Here is a 16,730-nt window from a genome sequence, read left to right as displayed (position 1 = left end):
AGGGATGTGTCCGGCGCGGCCGCGGACGAGGTTGGGAATTGTTCCGTGACACCCGTGCTGAGCAGGAGGCAGACATGGCCAAGGCCGTAGGCATCGACCTGGGCACGACCAACTCGGTGATCGCCGCGATGGAGGGCGGCCAGCCCACCGTCATACCGAATGCCGAGGGAGCCCGCACCACCCCGTCGGTGGTCGCGTTCACCGACAACGGAGAACGGCTCGTCGGGCAGTTGGCACGCCGTCAGTCGGTCTTGAATCCGAAGGGCACCATCAGTTCTGCGAAGCGGTTCATCGGCCGCAAGTACGACGAGGTGGAGTCGGAGATCTCCACCGTCTCCTACGACGTGGTGCCCGGACCGGACGGGGCCGTCCGGTTCAAGATCCGGGACAAGCTCTACGCACCCGAGGAGATCTCCGCCCTGGTGCTGCGCAAGCTTGCGGAGGACGCGGGCAAGTTCCTCGGTGAGAAGGTCACCGAGGCGGTCATCACCGTGCCCGCGTACTTCAACGACGCGCAACGCCAGGCGACCAAGGACGCCGGCCGGATCGCCGGTCTCGAAGTGCTGCGGATCATCAACGAGCCGACCGCCGCGGCACTCGCGTACGGCATGGACAAGCTGGCGAACGAGACCATCCTGGTCTTCGACCTCGGCGGCGGCACCTTCGACGTCAGCATCCTGACGGTCGGCGACGGCGTGGTCGAGGTCCGGGCGACGGCGGGTGACACGCATCTGGGCGGCGACGACTTCGACCGCCGGATCGTCGACAAGCTGGCCGATGACTTCCAGCGCGAGGTCGGAGTGGATCTGCGCCAGGACCCGCAGGCGCTGCAGCGGCTCTTCGAGGCCGCCGAGAAGGCCAAGGTCGAGCTCTCGTCGGTGACGCAGACGACGATCAGCCTGCCGTTCATCACGGCGAACGCGCAGGGGCCGCAGCACCTCAACACGACGCTGATGCGGTCCACCTTCGAACAGCTGACGGCCGATCTGGTCGAGCGGTGTCTGGGCCCTGTGGAGCAGGCGATGGCGGACGCCAAGGTCACCGCGAACGACATCGACGAGGTGATCCTGGTCGGCGGCTCGACCCGGATCCCCGCGGTGCAGAACCTGGTCCGCCGGCTGACCGGCGGCAAGGAACCGAACATGACCGTGAACCCGGACGAGGTGGTCGCCATCGGCGCCGCCGTCCAGGCCGCGATCATCAAGGGCGAGGTCAAGGACGTCCTGCTGCTCGACGTGACACCGCTGTCGCTGGGACTGGAGACGATGGGCGGCGTGATGACGAAGGTCATCGAACGCAACACGACCATCCCGGCCCGTCGGACCGAGGTCTTCAGCACCGCCGAGGACAACCAGACCGCGGTCGACGTGGTGGTCCTGCAGGGCGAACGGGAGCTGGCCGCGGACAACCGTCAACTGGCCCGCTTCAGGCTGGAGAACATCCGGCCCGCACCCCGCGGCGTACCGCAGATCGAGGTCACCTTCGACATCGATGCGAACGGCATCCTGCACGTGTCCGCCAAGGACAAGGACACCGGCGCGGAGCAGAAGGTCACCATCAGTGAGACGTCCAACCTGGACAAGTCCGAGGTCGAGCGGATGATCGCCGACGCCGAGGCACATCGTGGCGAGGACACCCGGCTGCGTGAGATGGTCGATGCCCGCAACACGCTGGACTCGATCGCCTACCAGGTCGAGAGGATCCTGGCTGATCGCGGTGACGCGGTGGCCGAGCACGACCGGGCCCGGGCAGAGATGCTGATCGGCGACGCGCGGCAGGCGCTGCAGTCGGAGGACGCTCCGCTGGAGCGGCTCCGCGAGCTGACCGGTGAGCTGCAGCAGATCGCGCAGGCACTGGCCGCCTCCGGGGCGGGCCCGTCGTCACAGCCGCAAGGCTCGGCCGGTGGCCCGTCCGACGCCGAGGGACAAGGCGATGACGACGTGATCGACGCCGAGTTCTCGACGAGCTGATCGCGATGTCACAACAGGACGCCGAAAGGGCCGGTACGACGTCCGCCGCCGACCGGACCGACGATCAGGCGCCGGCCAACGGCAAGAGCGAGAACGGCACGGCGGCGGAGGGCACGGCCGCGGACAGGGCAGCACCCGACGTGGTCACGCAGGTCGCCCAGCTGGAGGACCGGTGGCGGCGCACCGCGGCCGAACTCGAGAACTTCCGCAAGCGGACAGCGAGGGAGTCGGCCGAGCAACGCCAAGACGAGCGGGCCAGGGTGCTGGCCCGCTGGCTGCCCGTCGTCGACAATCTCGAACTCGCCCTGGAGCACGCGGGTCCCGAGGCCAAGCAGATCGTCGATGGGGTCAAGGCGGTCCGGGACCAGGCCGTGGCCATCCTTGCCGAGTACGGGTACCCCCGGTTCGACGACGTCGGCAAGCTCTTCGACCCGAAGTTGCACGAGGCGGTCGGCACCGTCGCGAGCCCGGATTCGGAACCCGGCACGGTCGTGCACGTAGTACGGCCGCGGTATGGCGACGGTGACAAGGTGCTGCGTCCCGCGGCGGTCATCGTGGCCACAGAGGAGCGCTGATGCCCCCGGAGGGCGACTTCTACTCGATCCTGGGTGTTTCGCGTGATGCCGGCGCGGACGAGATCCAGCGCGCGTACCGGAAGCTGGCCCGCCAGTTCCACCCGGACGTGAACAAGGATCCGGGCGCGGAGGAGCGGTTCAAGCAGATCTCCGAGGCCTACGACGTGCTGTCGGATCCGAAGACGCGCGAAAGGTACGACGCCTTCGGGGAGGACTTCCGCCGGGTTCCGCCCGACATGGACCCGGCCGACTACGCCCGTGCCCGCGCCGGAGCCGGCGCCGGGCGGGGACGCCGCTCGAGCCAGTCCCAGGAAGGCGGCTTCGGCGACGGCGTCCGGTTCAGCACCGGAGGCGCCGAGGGGATCGACATCGAGGATCTGCTCGGCGGCATGTTCGGTGGCGGTTTCGGCGGCGGTGGCCGGTCCAGGCGGGGCTGGGGTCCGATCCCGGGCTCGGACCAGGAGGTCGAGATCGAACTGACCGTCGAGGAGGCCTACCGCGGCGGCAACCGCTCGCTGACGTTGCAAGGGCCCGACGGCACCCGGGGGACCCTCGACGTGAAGATCCCGGCCGGTGTGATGAACGGCCAGCGGATCCGGCTCAAGGGCCAGGGTGGCCAGGGGACGGGCGGCGCTGCGGCCGGCGACCTCTACCTGGTCGTGCGGATCGCCGAAGACTCCCGCTACCGGCTGGACGGGCGCGACATCACGGTCGACCTTCCGCTGGCCGCCTGGGAGGGCGCGCTCGGCGCTTCCGTGGAGATCAGCACGCCCGGCGGCGACGCCAAGGTCAAGGTGCCGAAGGGCACCTCGACCGGTCGCAGGTTGCGACTGAAGGGGCGCGGCCTGCCCAACCCCAAGGGCAAGCCCGGTGACTTGTATGCCGAGGTGAAGCTGATGGTTCCGCATCGCCTCACCCGCGAGGAGGAACGACTCTTCGAGGAGTTGGCGGGGACCTCGAAGTTCGATCCCAGGAGGCGGCGATGACCATCCAGCTGATACCCAGAGCCGGGCTTGGCCTGGACGAGTTCTCCAGGCTGGCCGATCTCCATCCGGACCTGGCGCGCAGGTTCGTAGCCCTGGGGTTGCTAGAGGCAACGAGTGACGGGGACGGGCGGTTGTGGTTCAGCCCTGGCCAGCTTGGCAGGGTCGCCCGGATCAGGCGTCTGCGGGCAGGGTTCGCGTTGAACTACGCCTCGCTGGGTCTCGTGCTCGACCTGCTCGACCGGATCGCCGTACTAGAGGCGCAGCGCAGGCGCCGTGACATAACAGTGGCCAGAACAGGAGCCAGGACATGGACATGAACCGGTTGACGCAGAAGTCGCAGGAGGCTCTGCACGACGCGCAGACGAAGGCTCTGCGGTTCGGCCACAGTCAGGTCGACGGCGAGCACCTGCTGCTGGCCCTGCTGGACCAGCCGGACGGGCTGGCGCCACGCCTGCTCGCCCAGGCCGGCGCGGACCCGGACGAGCTGCGGACCCGGCTCGAGGAAGAGTTGTCCCGGCGACCACGAGTCAGCGGACCAGGAGCCCAGCCCGGGCAGGTGATGGTCACCCAGCGGTTGTCCCGGCTGCTCGACTCGGCGGAGCGGGAGAGCAAGCGGCTCAAGGACGAGTACGTGTCGATCGAGCACCTGGTGATCGCGCTGCTGGACGAGGGAAGCACGAGCACTTCAGGCCGGCTGCTCGCCGAGCAGGGGTTGACCCGCGACGCGTTCCTCACCGCACTGACCTCGATCCGGGGCAACCAGCGGGTCACCTCGTCGATGCCGGAAGCGTCGTACGAGGCACTGGAGAAGTACGGCCGCGACCTGGTCAAGGACGCGGCGGAGGGCCGGATGGACCCGGTGATCGGGCGCGACAACGAGATCCGGCGGGTGGTCCAGATCCTGTCCCGCAAGACCAAGAACAACCCGGTCCTGATCGGTGACCCCGGGGTCGGCAAGACCGCGATCGTCGAAGGTCTGGCGCAGCGGATCGCCAACGGCGACGTACCGGAGGGCCTGAAGGACCGGACCGTGTTCGCGCTGGACATGGCCGCCCTGATCGCGGGCGCGAAGTACCGGGGCGAGTTCGAGGAGCGGTTCAAGGCCGTGCTGAACGAGGTGAAGGCGGCGGAAGGACAGATCCTGCTGTTCGTCGACGAGCTGCACACCGTTGTCGGCGCCGGTGCGACCGAGGGCGCGATGGACGCCGGCAACATGCTGAAGCCGATGCTGGCCCGCGGTGAGCTGCACATGATCGGCGCCACCACGCTGGACGAGTACCGCACGCACATCGAGAAGGACGCGGCGCTCGAGCGCCGCTTCCAGCCGGTGATCGTGGACGAGCCCAGCGTCGAGGACGCGATCTCGATCCTGCGCGGGCTGCGCGAGCGGCTGGAGGTCTTCCACGGGGTGAAGATCCAGGACGGTGCGCTGGTCGCGGCGGTGGTGCTGAGCCACCGCTACATCTCCGACCGGTTCCTGCCGGACAAGGCGATCGACCTGGTCGACGAGGCCTGCGCGATGCTGCGGACCGAGATCGACTCGATGCCGGCCGAGCTGGACGAGCTGACCCGCCGGGTGCGCCGGCTCGAGATCGAGGAAGCCGCGCTGAGCAAGGAAGATGACCCGGCGAGCAAGACCAGGCTGGAGGAGCTGCGCAAGGAACTGGCGGACGTCCGTGCCGAGTCGGACGCGATGCGGGCGCAGTGGGAGGCCGAGCGCAATGCACTGAGGAAGGTGCAGGAGCTGCGCCGCGAGATCGAGCACGTGCGGCAGGAGGCCGAACAGGCCGAGCGCGACTACGACCTGAACCGCGCCGCCGAGCTGCGGCACGGCCGGCTGCCCGAGCTGGAACGCCAGTTGCAGGCCGAGGAGGAGCGCCTGGCCAGCAAGCAGGGCGGCAAGCGGCTGCTCCGCGAGGTGGTGACCGAGGAGGAGATCTCTTCGATCGTCTCGCGCTGGACCGGTATCCCGGTCAGCCGGCTGCAGGAAGGCGAACGCGAGAAGCTGCTCCGGCTCGACGAGGTGCTGCACGAGCGGCTGGTCGGTCAGGACGAGGCGGTCCAGCTGGTGGCGGACGCGATCGTCCGGGCCCGGTCCGGGATCAAGGACCCGCGTCGGCCGATCGGATCGTTCATCTTCCTCGGCCCGACGGGTGTCGGCAAGACCGAGCTGGCGAAGACGCTGGCCGCGGCCCTGTTCGACACGGAGGAGAACATCGTCCGGATCGACATGAGCGAGTACCAGGAGCGGCACACGGTGAGCCGGCTCGTCGGTGCCCCACCCGGCTACGTCGGCTACGAAGAAGGCGGCCAGCTGACCGAGGCGGTCAGGCGCAAGCCGTACTCCGTGGTGCTGTTCGACGAGATCGAGAAGGCCCACCCGGATGTCTTCAACACGTTGCTGCAGATCCTGGACGACGGCCGGCTGACCGACGCGCAGGGCCGGACCGTCGACATGCGCAACACGGTCATCATCATGACCTCGAACATCGGCTCCGCTTACCTGCTGGACGGCGTGACGGCCGACGGGCAGGTCAAGGAGGACGCCCGCGAGGCCGTGATGGACGAACTCCGGCGGAACTTCCGGCCCGAGTTCCTCAACCGGGTCGACGAGATCGTGCTGTTCAAGCCGCTGACGATCGCGGAGATCGAACGCATCGTGGACCTGATGTTCGACGACCTGCGCACCCGGCTGGCGGACCGCCGGATGACGCTGGAGGTCACGCCCGAGGCGGCCCACCACATCGCCGCCCAGGGGTTCGACCCGGTGTACGGCGCCCGCCCGTTGCGGCGGTTCATCGCCCGTGAGGTGGAGACCCGGATCGGCCGGCTGCTGCTGCGCGGTGACGTACTGGACGGCGCGGTGATCCGGGTGACGGTCGAGGACGGCGACATCGTCGTCAGGCACGAGAACCTGGTGGGGGCGGCGGCATGAGCGCGAAGATCGTCACCTGCCCGAACTGCCAGCACCGCAACAGGGTGCCTGCCTCCGCCCAGGGCAGCCCGCGGTGTGGAAACTGTCACAAGCCACTGCCCTGGATAGTCGATGCCGGCGACGACGACTTCGCCGAGGTCGTCGAGCAGGCGACCATCCCGGTGCTGGTCGACCTGTGGGCCCCGTGGTGCGGGCCGTGCCGGATGGTCAGTCCCGTGCTCGAACAGCTCGCGACCGAAAAGGCCGGCGAGGTCAAGCTGGTCAAGGTCAACGCCGACGAAGCGCCCCAGCTGTCCCAGCGCTTCGAGGTGCGGTCCATCCCGACCCTGATGGTGTTCCGGAACGGACAAGTCGTCGAGAAGCAGATCGGGGCCGCACCGGCACAGGTGCTGAGGCCCTGGCTCGAAGGTGCGTTGCACAAGGAGCCGGCTTCATGACGATGGTGGACCCGCATCTTTCGCTGGTGCGTCCGGTCCAACCCCGGACCCCGCAAGGATGCGAGGAATGCCTGCGGCTCAACACGCCCTGGGTTCACCTGCGCCTCTGCCTGACCTGCGGCCATGTCGGCTGCTGCGATTCCTCCCCCATGAAGCATGCCCGGGCTCACGCATTGCACGATGCGCACCCGATCGTCCAGTCGTTCGAGCCCGGCGAGGACTGGCGCTGGTGCTACTTCGACGAGACCTTCGTATGAACGAGACCCCGGACCTGTACGGCGCCTATCCGCGGCTGGAGGATTATCAGCTGGCCGAGCTGACGCCGATGGGTGAACGTCGGCAGACCAACGAAGGCGACGTGCTGTACCAGGCGGGGGACACCCCCGACGAGTTCCTCGTGCTGCTCGAGGGACTCGTCGCCGTGACCGAGGATCTGGGTCCGCACCGCCGGTTGATCGCGGTCCACGGACCGAAGCGCTTCCTCGGCGAGATCGGCCTGCTGACCGGTCAGCCGTTCTTCCTCACCGCTCAGGTGGAGGAGCCGGGCGCGGTGCTCGCAGTACCGATGGAGCGCCTGCGCGAACTCGTCGTACGGGATCAGCAGCTGGCCGATCTGATCCTGCGGGCGTTCCTGATCCGGCGTTCGTTGCACCTGTCGCTGGGGGCGGGATTCGCGATCGTCGGTTCGCGGTTCTCGGCCGATACCCGCCGGCTGCGCGATTTCGCCGCGCGGAACCGATTGCCGCACCACTGGATCGACCTGGAGAACGACGCGGACGCCGAGCGGCTGATCCGCGACCTCGGCATCGACGTCGAGGAGACGCCGGTGGTGATCTGGCGGGGCGAGGTGTTGCGGAACCCGGACAACGAGCAGCTGGCGGCCGCTGTCGGCCTGCGTCAGCCGGCTGCGCCGACGTCGACCTGCGATCTGATCGTGGTCGGTGCGGGCCCGGCGGGATTGGCGGCGGCCGTTTATGCCGCCTCAGAAGGCCTTTCGACGGCTGTCTTCGATGCTGTGGCGACCGGCGGCCAAGCGGGAACGTCATCCAGGATCGAGAACTACCTCGGCTTCCCCGCCGGGATCAGCGGCGGCGAGCTGGCCGACCGCGCGGTCGCCCAGGCCAGGCGGTTCGGCGCCGACCTGACCGTGCCGGCACCGGTCACCGGCCTGCAGCATGAGGACGGTTACCACGTGGTCCGGCTGGAGACCGGCGAACGGGTCCTGGGCCGTGCGCTGCTGGTTGCCTCGGGCGTCCAATACCGCCGCTTCCAGGTGCCCGGCATCGACGATGTCGAAGCGACCAGCGTGTACTACGCGGCCACCGAGCTGGAGGCGAACCTGTGCCGCGACGATCCGGTCGTGATCGTCGGCGGCGGCAACTCGGCCGGGCAGGCGGCGGTGTTCCTTTCCAGACACGCCTCTCGCGTTCTCCTGGTCATTCGCGCCGATGACATCGGCTCCGGAATGTCGCGCTACCTGGCGGACCGGATCGAGAAGATCGCATCGATAGAGGTGCTGCTGCACAGCGAGGTCTGCGAGGTCCACGGCAAGGCAATGCTCGAGGAAGTCGTCATCGAGGACCGGAAGACGCAGGAGCGTCGGATCGAGCAGGCCAAGGCCCTCTTCGTCTTCATCGGCAGCGCCCCGCACGTCGAGTGGCTCGGCAACCAGATCGAGCTGGACGACCGGCGGTTCGTCCTCACCGGCGACCAGCTCAAGGGTGACCACAAGCTCTTGGAGACCAGCCTTTCAGGTGTCTTCGCAGCAGGCGACGTCCGTAGCGGTTCGGTGAAACGAATCGCCGCCGCAGTGGGCGACGGCGCGCTCGCAGTACGACTGGTGCATGAGTACCTGGCCCACACCTGACCGTCCTACGACGGAAGTCAAATCACCTTCTCTCCCCTGAGGAGCGGCCAAATGTTCACCCATCGTCAGGACCTTCAGTTCAAGTCCCATCCGGAGGAGCCGGACGCGATCTGCGCCCGGAGGCTGGAGGAGTCACTGAGAGGTCAGTACGGCGAGATCTCCGTCGCCATGCACTACATGTTCCAGGGATGGGACATGCACGTACCGGGCCGGTACCGCGACCTCGTCTTCGCACTCGGTGCCGAACAGGTCGCGCATATCGAGATGCTGGCCACGGTCGTCGCCCGCTTGCTCGACCGGGCACCGCTGCAGGTAGTCGACGAGGCTGCTCTGGCCGACCCCGCCGTCGCCGCGGTGATCGGTGGTACCGACCTGCAGGATGCCATCGCAGCGGGCGCCGGCCCGGGCCCGTCGCGGCACGAGCACAACCCCTGGCTCAATGTCGACGGCACCGTCGATCGCAACCTCTTGGCCGACTTCCGCGCCAACTACAACGCCGAACGAGGCCGCCGCGTCGACCTCCCACGCGTCTATCGCCTCACGGACGACCCCGACGTCCACTTCCTGCTCTCGTATCTGCGAGCCCGCGCCGCAGTACAGCAACAGGCCTGCCAGACGGTCGTCAATCAGCTAGCGGAGCATGATCAGCAGCCTGGTCAGCTGTCGCCCTGACTAGTTCCACACAGATCTCGCGCGCCCGACCTTGCGGGACCCCACATCTTGTGGCTACGGCGACGCCGTCAGCGCGTTCGTCAGCAGCGCCACGAGCGCTTCGAGCTGGACGTCGGCCGACGACGACACCTCGTCGTCGGAGCCGTCGAGTGCCCTGGCGGCAAGGCCCGCCTTGCTGTCGATGAGGTCCGCGATCCTGGTGTCGATGGTTTGCGCGGCGATGATGCGCCACGCGGTGACGGGCTCGGCCTGACCGATGCGATGGACGCGGTCGATGGCCTGCGTCTGCTCTGCGTTGGTCCACGAGAGCTCGGCCAGCACGACGTTGGAGGCGACCTGCAGGTTGATGCCCACGCCGGCCGTCAGCAGCGAGCAGACCGCGATGGAGACGTCAGGGTCGTTCACGAACGCATCGATGTTCTTCTGGCGCTTGGTCGAGGTTTGGTCGCCTCGGATCGAGGAGTAGCGGATGCCGCGCTCGGCGAAGATCTCCTCGGCGACGTCCAGCACCTCGATGTGCCTGGCGAAGAAGACGACCTTGCCGACGTTGTGCGCGAGCTGCGCGGCGTAGTCGGCGGCCAGACCGGCCTTCGCCTTGCCGATGCGACGCACCAGGCTGAACACGTTCTCGCCAGTCTTCGTCGTAGTCGGGTCGCTCCGCTCCCATCCGGCGACCTGGCGCACAAGGTCGTGGTCGATCCCGTCCACGGCGATGCCGGAGTTCCGCGTCGCGAGTGCGCTCTCGTAGCGCGACACCAGGCGGGCGGCGAGCTCGCGCTCAGCTTCGCGGATCGACCGCCCGACGGCGTCGTCGAGCTCGACGGGCAGGTCGGCGACACGGCGGGCCGGGATGTCGGCGGCCACATCGACCTTACGACGGCGGACGACGCCCAGGTCGATCACGCTGGCGCGAGCGGCCGCGTAGAACCCGGGATCGGCCGGTGTCAGGCCGCTCTCCTCGAGCGACTCCATCAGCTCGGCGCGCGGCTTCTTCTCGTCGATCCAGCCGAGGAACTGCCAGATCGCCTTGAAGTCCTCGATGTCGTTGATCAGCGGGGTCCCGGTGAGCGCCATCAGCAGCGGACGCGGAGTCCTGGTCCGGATGCGCTCAGACAGCTGCAGGACGTTCCGCGATCGCTGGGACTTCTTGTTCTTGATCAGGTGCGCCTCGTCGACGACCATGCCGCGGAAGCCGAGATCACCGAGCCAGCCGACGTGACGGTCGAGCACCTCGTAGTTCACGACGACGATGTCGGCAAAGCCGTCGATCGTGTCTCCGTCGCCGTGGATCACGGTGGCGGTCCGCTGCGGCGTCCAGATGCCGGCCTCGCGTGCCCAGTTGGTTTTCACGACGTTCGGTACGACGACCAGCAGCGGGTAGGCGTTCGCGGCCTGCGCTGCTAGCAAAGCCTGAGCCGTCTTACCCAGGCCTGGCTCGTCGGCCAGTAGAAAGGTCCGATGGCCGGCCGCAGCAGCGGCAACCACCTGCGCCTGATGTGGCATCAACTCCAGGCCACCGGCCCTGCGCATGGAGGATGGCTTGGGCAGCGACTTGCTTGCCGAGGCGGCGGCGTACTCGAACGACTTGAGCAAGGGGCTGATCAGCTCCCAGCCTGCCAAGCGCCCCGGGCGCGGCTCGCGCGGCGCGGCGGACGTGAAGTCGGGAGCGAGGAAGGGATTGGCAAGCTGTCGCGAGACGACCGACTGCGGCACGATCTGACGCGCGGTCGCGGCGGAGGCGGCGTTCGGCTCGGTGATCGTGGGCTCGACAGGGGTCGGCTCCAGTCCGGCGGAGATCAGCATGTCGCGCTTGAGCGACGCAGCCGTGTCGGAAATGACGGCGTCCTCGGCGAGCAGCGCGAGGAGGGAGGTGTCGCGGGCGGCGGTCTTGGCGAGAATCGTCGCGATCCCGTCCAAACGCCTGAGCTGCTCGGCGCGATAGGCGTCGGTGTAGGTCTCGTCAGCGTTCACGCGGGCCCGCTCCTCGCGCACCAGCAGGGCGACGACCTGGAACTTCGTGCGTACCGATGGCCGCATGGCGCCGCGCTCGACGGCCGACTCGACCTCACGAACGGCGCGGGCGAGCACCGGGATGATGCCGTCGACGTCGACATCGCGGGCCCGGCGCGGGCGTCGGGAAGTGGTACGGGTGGCGTCGGACTGACGCCGGCCTCGTTGGGCCAAAGACTCCTCCTCGAAATGGCCACGGCACGCTCGCCATGGCGGAACTGCAACACCGCAGGCCATCACGCGGTCGACGAGACGTCGCGGAACGGTCCTGGCGGCCATTCGGCAAACGCGGCTCGGTCCTACCGCTGCGAGCGGTCAACGTGTCGGATTCCGACGGGCCGGTCACCAGGTGCAACCGACGACCGATTGGTCGATGGCCGTGAGCGCCGGACACAAGGCACCGCCGTCGCTGGGCGATCGGCGCCACCAAGGAATGTTGCCAGGGTTTGGTGCTCCTCCAATACTAGCGCGGCGATCGACCGGCTGGGGAAGTGGTGCGGAGCCGGCTCAAAGAAGTTCCCGTGCAGCCTTCCGGAGAGACGCCAGCTCATTGGCGGCCCACCCCTCTCCGATCGACTCCCTGCCCCGGATCAGTGGCTTGTCGTGCAGGTGGAACCGAAGATTGAAGATGCTCGCGGCAACCATCAACCACGGGATCGCGGCGGTGTCCACGTCGGTCAGCGCCCGCTTGGCCGCGTACCCCGCGGCGAAGGCATCCCAGTGGGGTGTTGCCGCAACGCCGACGAAGTCCGCCGCGCGCCATCCCTCGGCGGACAGGTCGAAGTCGTGCAGGGCGAGTCCGCGGTCGGTGAGCAGGACGTTGTCCAGGGTGACGTCTCCGTGGCAAACACCCCAGCTCAGCTGCCCGGCGTACAGCTCGATCTGGTCCCGTACTGCGTTCGCCAGCGCGCTGAGCAGTTCCCGTTCATCCTCCGGGAGCAACGGAAGTATCAGCGCGAGCGGTTCGTCAAGGCGTCGGCGTAGGTCGGACGGTCGGCGCTGGTGCGACGAGGTGAAAGTGTCGGCCGCGTCGTGGAAGCCGGCGACGAGTTGACCGAAGGATCGGTAGAGCTCGTCATCGAAGGGTGGCTGCGGTCTCGTGCCGACGACGAACGACGACAGGATGAAAGGTCGCGTGCCCTCAGCCGCATCGAGCAGCCCGACTGGTGATCCGTCGGCGAGTGGTTGAACCTGCGGCACCACCAGGCCGCTCCTGTCGAGATGAGCCGAAAGGTCGCCTTCCCAGTGGACTTCGCTCGGCGTCCACCCGGCTGATCGGTAGAGCTTGAGAACGTAGCGGCCACCCTCAGTTCCGACTTCGTAGACATCGTTGACGAGTGAGCGAAGTAGGTGGATCTCCGTGACCTGCAAGGCATAGGCGCGCTTCACCTGGGCGGCCAGTGCCTGCGGATCGGGCAGCGATCGGAGGGTCGGGATCACTCAGGCGAGCTTACGGTCGACCTGCTCGTGCGTCCCCGTGTCCCAACTCGCAACCACGCGCGCCGCAGTACGGAGTACTGACGTGAGTTGTTCCGTACTGCGAACTGCAGGCCGATGCGCGGGTTTCCCTCCGCAGGCAGGGGATCAGCTGGGTGACCCGAGGTGTGAAGCAGTCGTTCGTTGGGGAGGAAGAGGTCGCGGTAGCACATCGTTTCCCCGATCGCCTCCCGTCCGGGGCCGGGAACCGGTAGCCTCGTCCAGCCACCTGGGGAGGCAATCGCATGACCATCACCGACGAACTGCCGGAGAGCCCAAACCGGTCAGGAGACCACGTCTTGCAGGAGAACACCACCAGCACCAGTACTGGCGAGCTTGCCAACGTACCCCTCACAGGTGCTGACAAAGTCGCCTACGCCTTCTATGCAACCGCGGCAGCCGCCGCACTCGTCGGTCAGGTCTGGGCCGGCGTCACTCACATCCCGTGGCCCGACGAGGGCTTCTCGCCGTTCCTCAAGATCGCCCTCGTCACCCCTGCGGTCGCCGTCATCGAGCTCGGTGGTGTCGCAACCGCGGCGCTCGCCGACCTGCGCCGGCGCAAGGGCGAGCAGGCCTACGCCTACCGCGCGATGTCGTTGTTCGCGGCGATCGTCGCACTCGTCTTCAACGTGGTCGGCCACTGGCGGCCGGAGGAGCGGTTTCTCGCCTTCGGCTTCGGCGGTCTGTCCGCGTTCGCCTATGTCCTGTGGCTGATCCACAGCTCCGCCCGCCGCCGCGACGCGCTGCGCACGGCCGGGCAGATGGCGACCACCGGACCCGTGTACGGCGTGGTGCAGTGGGCGCGCGAACCCAAGGTCACCTGGCTCGCGCGATCGCTGGCTCTCGAGCACGGGTACGGCCTGTACGAGAGCCTGCGCGCGGCACGTGAGCAGATGCGGAACAAGGCCCGGCGTGATGCGATCGCCGGCACCGTCGCGGAGTACATCCGCTCCGAGCACCAGGACGAGCGGCTCGCGAAGATCGCCGAGACGACGTACGACCCGGACCGCCTGGCCGGGATGCTCGAGGAGCGGATCAACTACGAGGTCGTCACCAACAAGCTGACGCTCGCGATCTCACCGCCTCCGCCGGAGCCCGCTCCGCAGCCGGAAGAGCGCACCGATCTGCGTGCGGCCGTCTGGGTGGTCGAGGGCACGACCCCGCCGGTGCAGCAGTTGCCGGCCCAGCAACTCCGACCGGCCAACGGCGGCGTGCCGCTGCGTGGCGATGACGAGCAGTGGGAAGAGGCGATGACCGGCGAACTGATGGCGGTCGAGTACCTCCCCTACGACCGCACCACTGACGAAGCCGACGAGGCCGAGGTCGTCGAAGATCAGACCGCTCCTCAGCCGCCGGTCGCCGCGCAGCCGTTCGTACAGAAGCCGACTGAACCATCGCCGTTTGCTCAGCAGTCGGTGCCGCAGCAGCCGTTTGCTCAGCAGCCGGTGCCGCAGCAGCAGGTGGTTGCTGCGGAGCCGGTGGTTCAGCAGCAGCATGTCGTTCAGGCAGCGCCGAAGCCGACGCCGGCCAAGCCTGCTGCCGCCAAGCCCGCCGCGACCAAGAAGCCGAAAGCCGTTGTACGCAACGCTGTTCCGCAGTCGGTCGCGCCCGTGCCGGTCGTCGACGAGCCGACGGTCGTCGCCTCTATCCAGTCGCAGCCCGAGGCACAATCCCGGTCGCAGGTCGAGCCGGAGCCGATCATCCCGCGGGCAGTCGTGACGGAGTCGGTCGTGCCCGACCCGGGCAAGGTCGAAGAGCCGACCGTCGTCGCCCGCGAGGTGACCGCACGGACCTCGTCGTCCTCGACCCGGCCCACGCCGAAGCCGAAGAGTTCTTCGGCCCGCGGTGACCTCGACAAGAAGCGGATGCGCGCCTGGGCGTTGCTGGGCGACTGGCCGTCGGACCGTCCGCGGAACGCCGAGATCCTGGCTTCGGCGATCGCCTCGTCGGAGCAGGACGCGGCGGACTTCATCGCGCAGTACGACGCCGAACACGGCCTGGTGTCGGCCAACCAGAGCTGAGCGAATGATGCCGTGGGTGAGGTCGGCTCGACGTCACCCACGGCTCGTCAGCTGAGCTTGAGCGATGCTCGGGTCAGCCGAGGTTGACGGGGAGTTCGGCTAGGCCGCTGACCAGGACCCGGCGCCAGGCCAGTTCTTCGGCCGGCTTGGCGAGGCTGAGGTTCGGGAAGCGCCGCAACAGCGCGAGCAACGACTCCTGCAGTTCGATCCTCGCGAGCTGCGCGCCGAGGCAGAAGTGCGGCCCGAAGCCGAACGACAAGTGCTTGTTGTTCTTGCGATCCAGCCGCAACTCGTCCGGCGCCTCGTACTCCCGCGGATCCCGGTTCGCCGAGTTCAGCGCCGCCATCACGCCTTCACCCGCCTTGATCTGTACGCCGTGCAACTTCACGTCCTCGAGCGCCACTCGCAACTGCCCGACCTCGCTGAACCGGTTGAAGCGCAACAGTTCCTCGATCGCGGAGTCCACCAGCGAGTGATCCGCGACCAGCTTCGCCCAGTTCTCCGGCCACCGCAGCAACGTGGCGACGCAGCTCGAGATCTGGTTCGCCGAGGTCTCGTGCCCCGCGACCAGCAGGTTCACCCCGAATGCGATCAGCTCATCCTGGCTGAGCCGATCCCCTTCTTCCCGGGCACGAACGAGATCGTCGAGCAGGTCCTCGGCCGGCTGGTCGGAGGCGGCCAGCTTCCGCGTCACCAGAGCATCGATGTACGCCGTGAGATCCGTCATCGCCTGCTCGACGAGATCCTTCTCCGCCATCCGCATGCTGTAGCCGAGCTCGGTCCACTCGCGGAACTGCTCGCGGTCCTCGTACGGAACGCCCAGCAGCTGGCAGATCACCTGGATCGGCAGAGGCAACGCGACCAGTTGACGGATGTCCGCGCCATCACCAGCCGCGGCGACATCCTCGGCCAGCTCGGCCGAGAGCTCGGCGACCCACGGCCGGGTCCGCTCGATCCGCCGATGCGCGAATGTCGACGACACCAGCTTGCGCAGCCGCGTGTGCTCGGGTGGATCGGTGGTAGTCAGGCTGTTCGGCATCGGCTTGGCCAGCGCCACCCGCGGCGCCCCCTCACGAACCACCGCGGCTCGCGAGAACCGTGGATCGGCCAGCACCATCCGCACATCGTCGTACCGGGTGACCAACCAGACTTCCGCACCTGCCAACGTCCGCACCCGCGCGACCGGCCGGTTCTCCCGCAACTCGGCGAAGGTAGGTGATGGCTCGAACTGAAAGGCGTCGGCGAACGGGATCTCAAGCACCGGCTCCGTCATACCCAAGACCCTAAGCGGTTTAGGTAACCCTTCGCTCACCTCGCCAGCGGGTCGCTCACATCGCCCAGACGGGAACCGGCGGCAGGCTTGCGCTTGAGGTCTGCATAACCCTGTACGGCGGCCGGCGATGCGTGCGGGTGAGCTCGCAGGATCCGCTGGTTCAGCTCATCCCAGTCGGTGGACGGAAACACGTGCAGGTTGTGGGTCACTAGGCCGTCAACCACGCGCGTGTCGGTATGCCGGTTCGGCGGCCCGGCGGCCCGGCGGCCCGGCGGCTCGTGGACGAATCCGAGGAGGGCAAGCAGCGAATCCTTGCCTGCGACAACTTCCAGGCCATCCGCCCGCGCGGCGATGTCGATGACAGGCTTCGCCACCAATTCCGGCTCGGCAAGTCCACTTCCCGCCTCGACCCACCGTGGATCGCCCACTTCCCGGCTCGGCTCGCCGTGCGGCGCCTACGTCCCGGCTCGGGCCCGTCCACTTCTCGCCTCGACCCACCGTGGATCGC

14 protein-coding genes are annotated in these 16,730 nt (G+C 68.0%); 10 read left to right on the top strand and 4 right to left on the bottom strand.

What is annotated here, in order from left to right:
* The first annotated feature begins 74 nt into the window (after nucleotides 1-74).
* The 9 genes from dnaK to ABD210_RS11915 are packed head-to-tail and all read left to right on the top strand — an operon-like array spanning nucleotide 75 to nucleotide 9,442.
* Nucleotides 75-1,970: a molecular chaperone DnaK gene (dnaK, locus tag ABD210_RS11955; protein ID WP_344111183.1), complete on the top strand. Its 1,896-nt coding sequence runs from the start codon at nucleotides 75-77 to the stop codon at nucleotides 1,968-1,970.
* Nucleotides 1,971-1,975: 5 nt separating this feature from the next.
* On the top strand, nucleotides 1,976-2,545 hold the full coding sequence (locus ABD210_RS11950; protein ID WP_344111182.1) for a nucleotide exchange factor GrpE: 570 nt from the start codon (nucleotides 1,976-1,978) through the stop codon (nucleotides 2,543-2,545).
* A complete protein-coding gene (locus ABD210_RS11945; RefSeq protein ID WP_344111181.1) occupies nucleotides 2,545-3,531 on the top strand; it encodes a DnaJ C-terminal domain-containing protein in 987 nt (328 codons plus the stop codon). The genes ABD210_RS11950 and ABD210_RS11945 overlap by 1 nt, the downstream gene beginning before the upstream one ends.
* Entirely contained in the window at nucleotides 3,528-3,848 is a 321-nt protein-coding gene (locus tag ABD210_RS11940) for a chaperone modulator CbpM (RefSeq protein WP_344111180.1), read from the top strand. Before ABD210_RS11945 ends, ABD210_RS11940 begins: the two co-directional genes overlap by 4 nt.
* Complete coding sequence (clpB, locus tag ABD210_RS11935; RefSeq protein WP_344111179.1) at nucleotides 3,839-6,466, top strand: ATP-dependent chaperone ClpB; 2,628 nt, start codon at nucleotides 3,839-3,841, stop codon at nucleotides 6,464-6,466. Before ABD210_RS11940 ends, clpB begins: the two co-directional genes overlap by 10 nt.
* Nucleotides 6,463-6,903, top strand: coding sequence for a thioredoxin TrxC (trxC, locus tag ABD210_RS11930; RefSeq protein WP_344111177.1), 441 nt, complete (start codon nucleotides 6,463-6,465; stop codon nucleotides 6,901-6,903). The genes clpB and trxC overlap by 4 nt, the downstream gene beginning before the upstream one ends.
* A complete protein-coding gene (locus ABD210_RS11925; protein ID WP_344111175.1) occupies nucleotides 6,900-7,160 on the top strand; it encodes a UBP-type zinc finger domain-containing protein in 261 nt (86 codons plus the stop codon). The genes trxC and ABD210_RS11925 overlap by 4 nt, the downstream gene beginning before the upstream one ends.
* The gene (locus ABD210_RS11920) at nucleotides 7,157-8,770 is read left to right on the top strand and encodes an FAD-dependent oxidoreductase (RefSeq protein ID WP_344111174.1); all 1,614 of its coding nucleotides are present in this window, start codon (nucleotides 7,157-7,159) and stop codon (nucleotides 8,768-8,770) included. The genes ABD210_RS11925 and ABD210_RS11920 overlap by 4 nt, the downstream gene beginning before the upstream one ends.
* 51 nt (nucleotides 8,771-8,821) lie before the next feature.
* Complete coding sequence (locus tag ABD210_RS11915) at nucleotides 8,822-9,442, top strand: manganese catalase family protein (RefSeq protein ID WP_344111173.1); 621 nt, start codon at nucleotides 8,822-8,824, stop codon at nucleotides 9,440-9,442.
* A 54-nt stretch (nucleotides 9,443-9,496) separates the two neighbouring features.
* Here the strand turns inward: ABD210_RS11915 and ABD210_RS11910 are convergent, their stop codons facing one another.
* Both ABD210_RS11910 and ABD210_RS11905 read right to left on the bottom strand, forming a co-directional pair.
* On the bottom strand, nucleotides 9,497-11,626 hold the full coding sequence (locus tag ABD210_RS11910; protein ID WP_344111172.1) for a DEAD/DEAH box helicase: 2,130 nt from the start codon (nucleotides 11,624-11,626) through the stop codon (nucleotides 9,497-9,499).
* A 333-nt stretch (nucleotides 11,627-11,959) separates the two neighbouring features.
* Nucleotides 11,960-12,892: a phosphotransferase enzyme family protein gene (locus ABD210_RS11905; RefSeq protein ID WP_344111171.1), complete on the bottom strand. Its 933-nt coding sequence runs from the start codon at nucleotides 12,890-12,892 to the stop codon at nucleotides 11,960-11,962.
* Between the two features lie 281 nt (nucleotides 12,893-13,173).
* Between ABD210_RS11905 and ABD210_RS11900 the strand changes: the two genes are divergently transcribed.
* Entirely contained in the window at nucleotides 13,174-14,949 is a 1,776-nt protein-coding gene (locus tag ABD210_RS11900; RefSeq protein WP_344111170.1) for a hypothetical protein, read from the top strand.
* Nucleotides 14,950-15,022: 73 nt separating this feature from the next.
* On the opposite strand, the gene ABD210_RS11895 is transcribed toward ABD210_RS11900, so the two are convergent.
* Both ABD210_RS11895 and ABD210_RS11890 read right to left on the bottom strand, forming a co-directional pair.
* Nucleotides 15,023-16,222, bottom strand: a complete 1,200-nt coding sequence (locus ABD210_RS11895) for a cytochrome P450 (protein ID WP_344111169.1) — start codon at nucleotides 16,220-16,222, stop codon at nucleotides 15,023-15,025.
* A 35-nt stretch (nucleotides 16,223-16,257) separates the two neighbouring features.
* Complete coding sequence (locus ABD210_RS11890; RefSeq protein ID WP_344111168.1) at nucleotides 16,258-16,596, bottom strand: GrpB family protein; 339 nt, start codon at nucleotides 16,594-16,596, stop codon at nucleotides 16,258-16,260.
* Nucleotides 16,597-16,730 lie beyond the last annotated feature (134 nt).

Source organism: Kribbella alba, assembly GCF_039529635.1.
Classification (GTDB): Bacteria; Actinomycetota; Actinomycetes; order Propionibacteriales; family Kribbellaceae; genus Kribbella; species Kribbella alba.
The sequence above is the reverse complement of the archived record's forward strand: the minus strand, read 5'-3'. Positions and strand labels throughout refer to the sequence as shown.

Coding starts and splice junctions, on each gene's coding strand:
- dnaK (WP_344111183.1), top strand. CDS start 75: ATGGCCAAGGCCGTAGGCATCGACCTGGGCACGACCAACTCGGTGATC.
- ABD210_RS11950 (WP_344111182.1), top strand. CDS start 1,976: ATGTCACAACAGGACGCCGAAAGGGCCGGTACGACGTCCGCCGCCGAC.
- ABD210_RS11945 (WP_344111181.1), top strand. CDS start 2,545: ATGCCCCCGGAGGGCGACTTCTACTCGATCCTGGGTGTTTCGCGTGAT.
- ABD210_RS11940 (WP_344111180.1), top strand. CDS start 3,528: ATGACCATCCAGCTGATACCCAGAGCCGGGCTTGGCCTGGACGAGTTC.
- clpB (WP_344111179.1), top strand. CDS start 3,839: ATGGACATGAACCGGTTGACGCAGAAGTCGCAGGAGGCTCTGCACGAC.
- trxC (WP_344111177.1), top strand. CDS start 6,463: ATGAGCGCGAAGATCGTCACCTGCCCGAACTGCCAGCACCGCAACAGG.
- ABD210_RS11925 (WP_344111175.1), top strand. CDS start 6,900: ATGACGATGGTGGACCCGCATCTTTCGCTGGTGCGTCCGGTCCAACCC.
- ABD210_RS11920 (WP_344111174.1), top strand. CDS start 7,157: ATGAACGAGACCCCGGACCTGTACGGCGCCTATCCGCGGCTGGAGGAT.
- ABD210_RS11915 (WP_344111173.1), top strand. CDS start 8,822: ATGTTCACCCATCGTCAGGACCTTCAGTTCAAGTCCCATCCGGAGGAG.
- ABD210_RS11900 (WP_344111170.1), top strand. CDS start 13,174: ATGACCATCACCGACGAACTGCCGGAGAGCCCAAACCGGTCAGGAGAC.
- ABD210_RS11895 (WP_344111169.1), bottom strand. CDS start 16,222: ATGACGGAGCCGGTGCTTGAGATCCCGTTCGCCGACGCCTTTCAGTTC.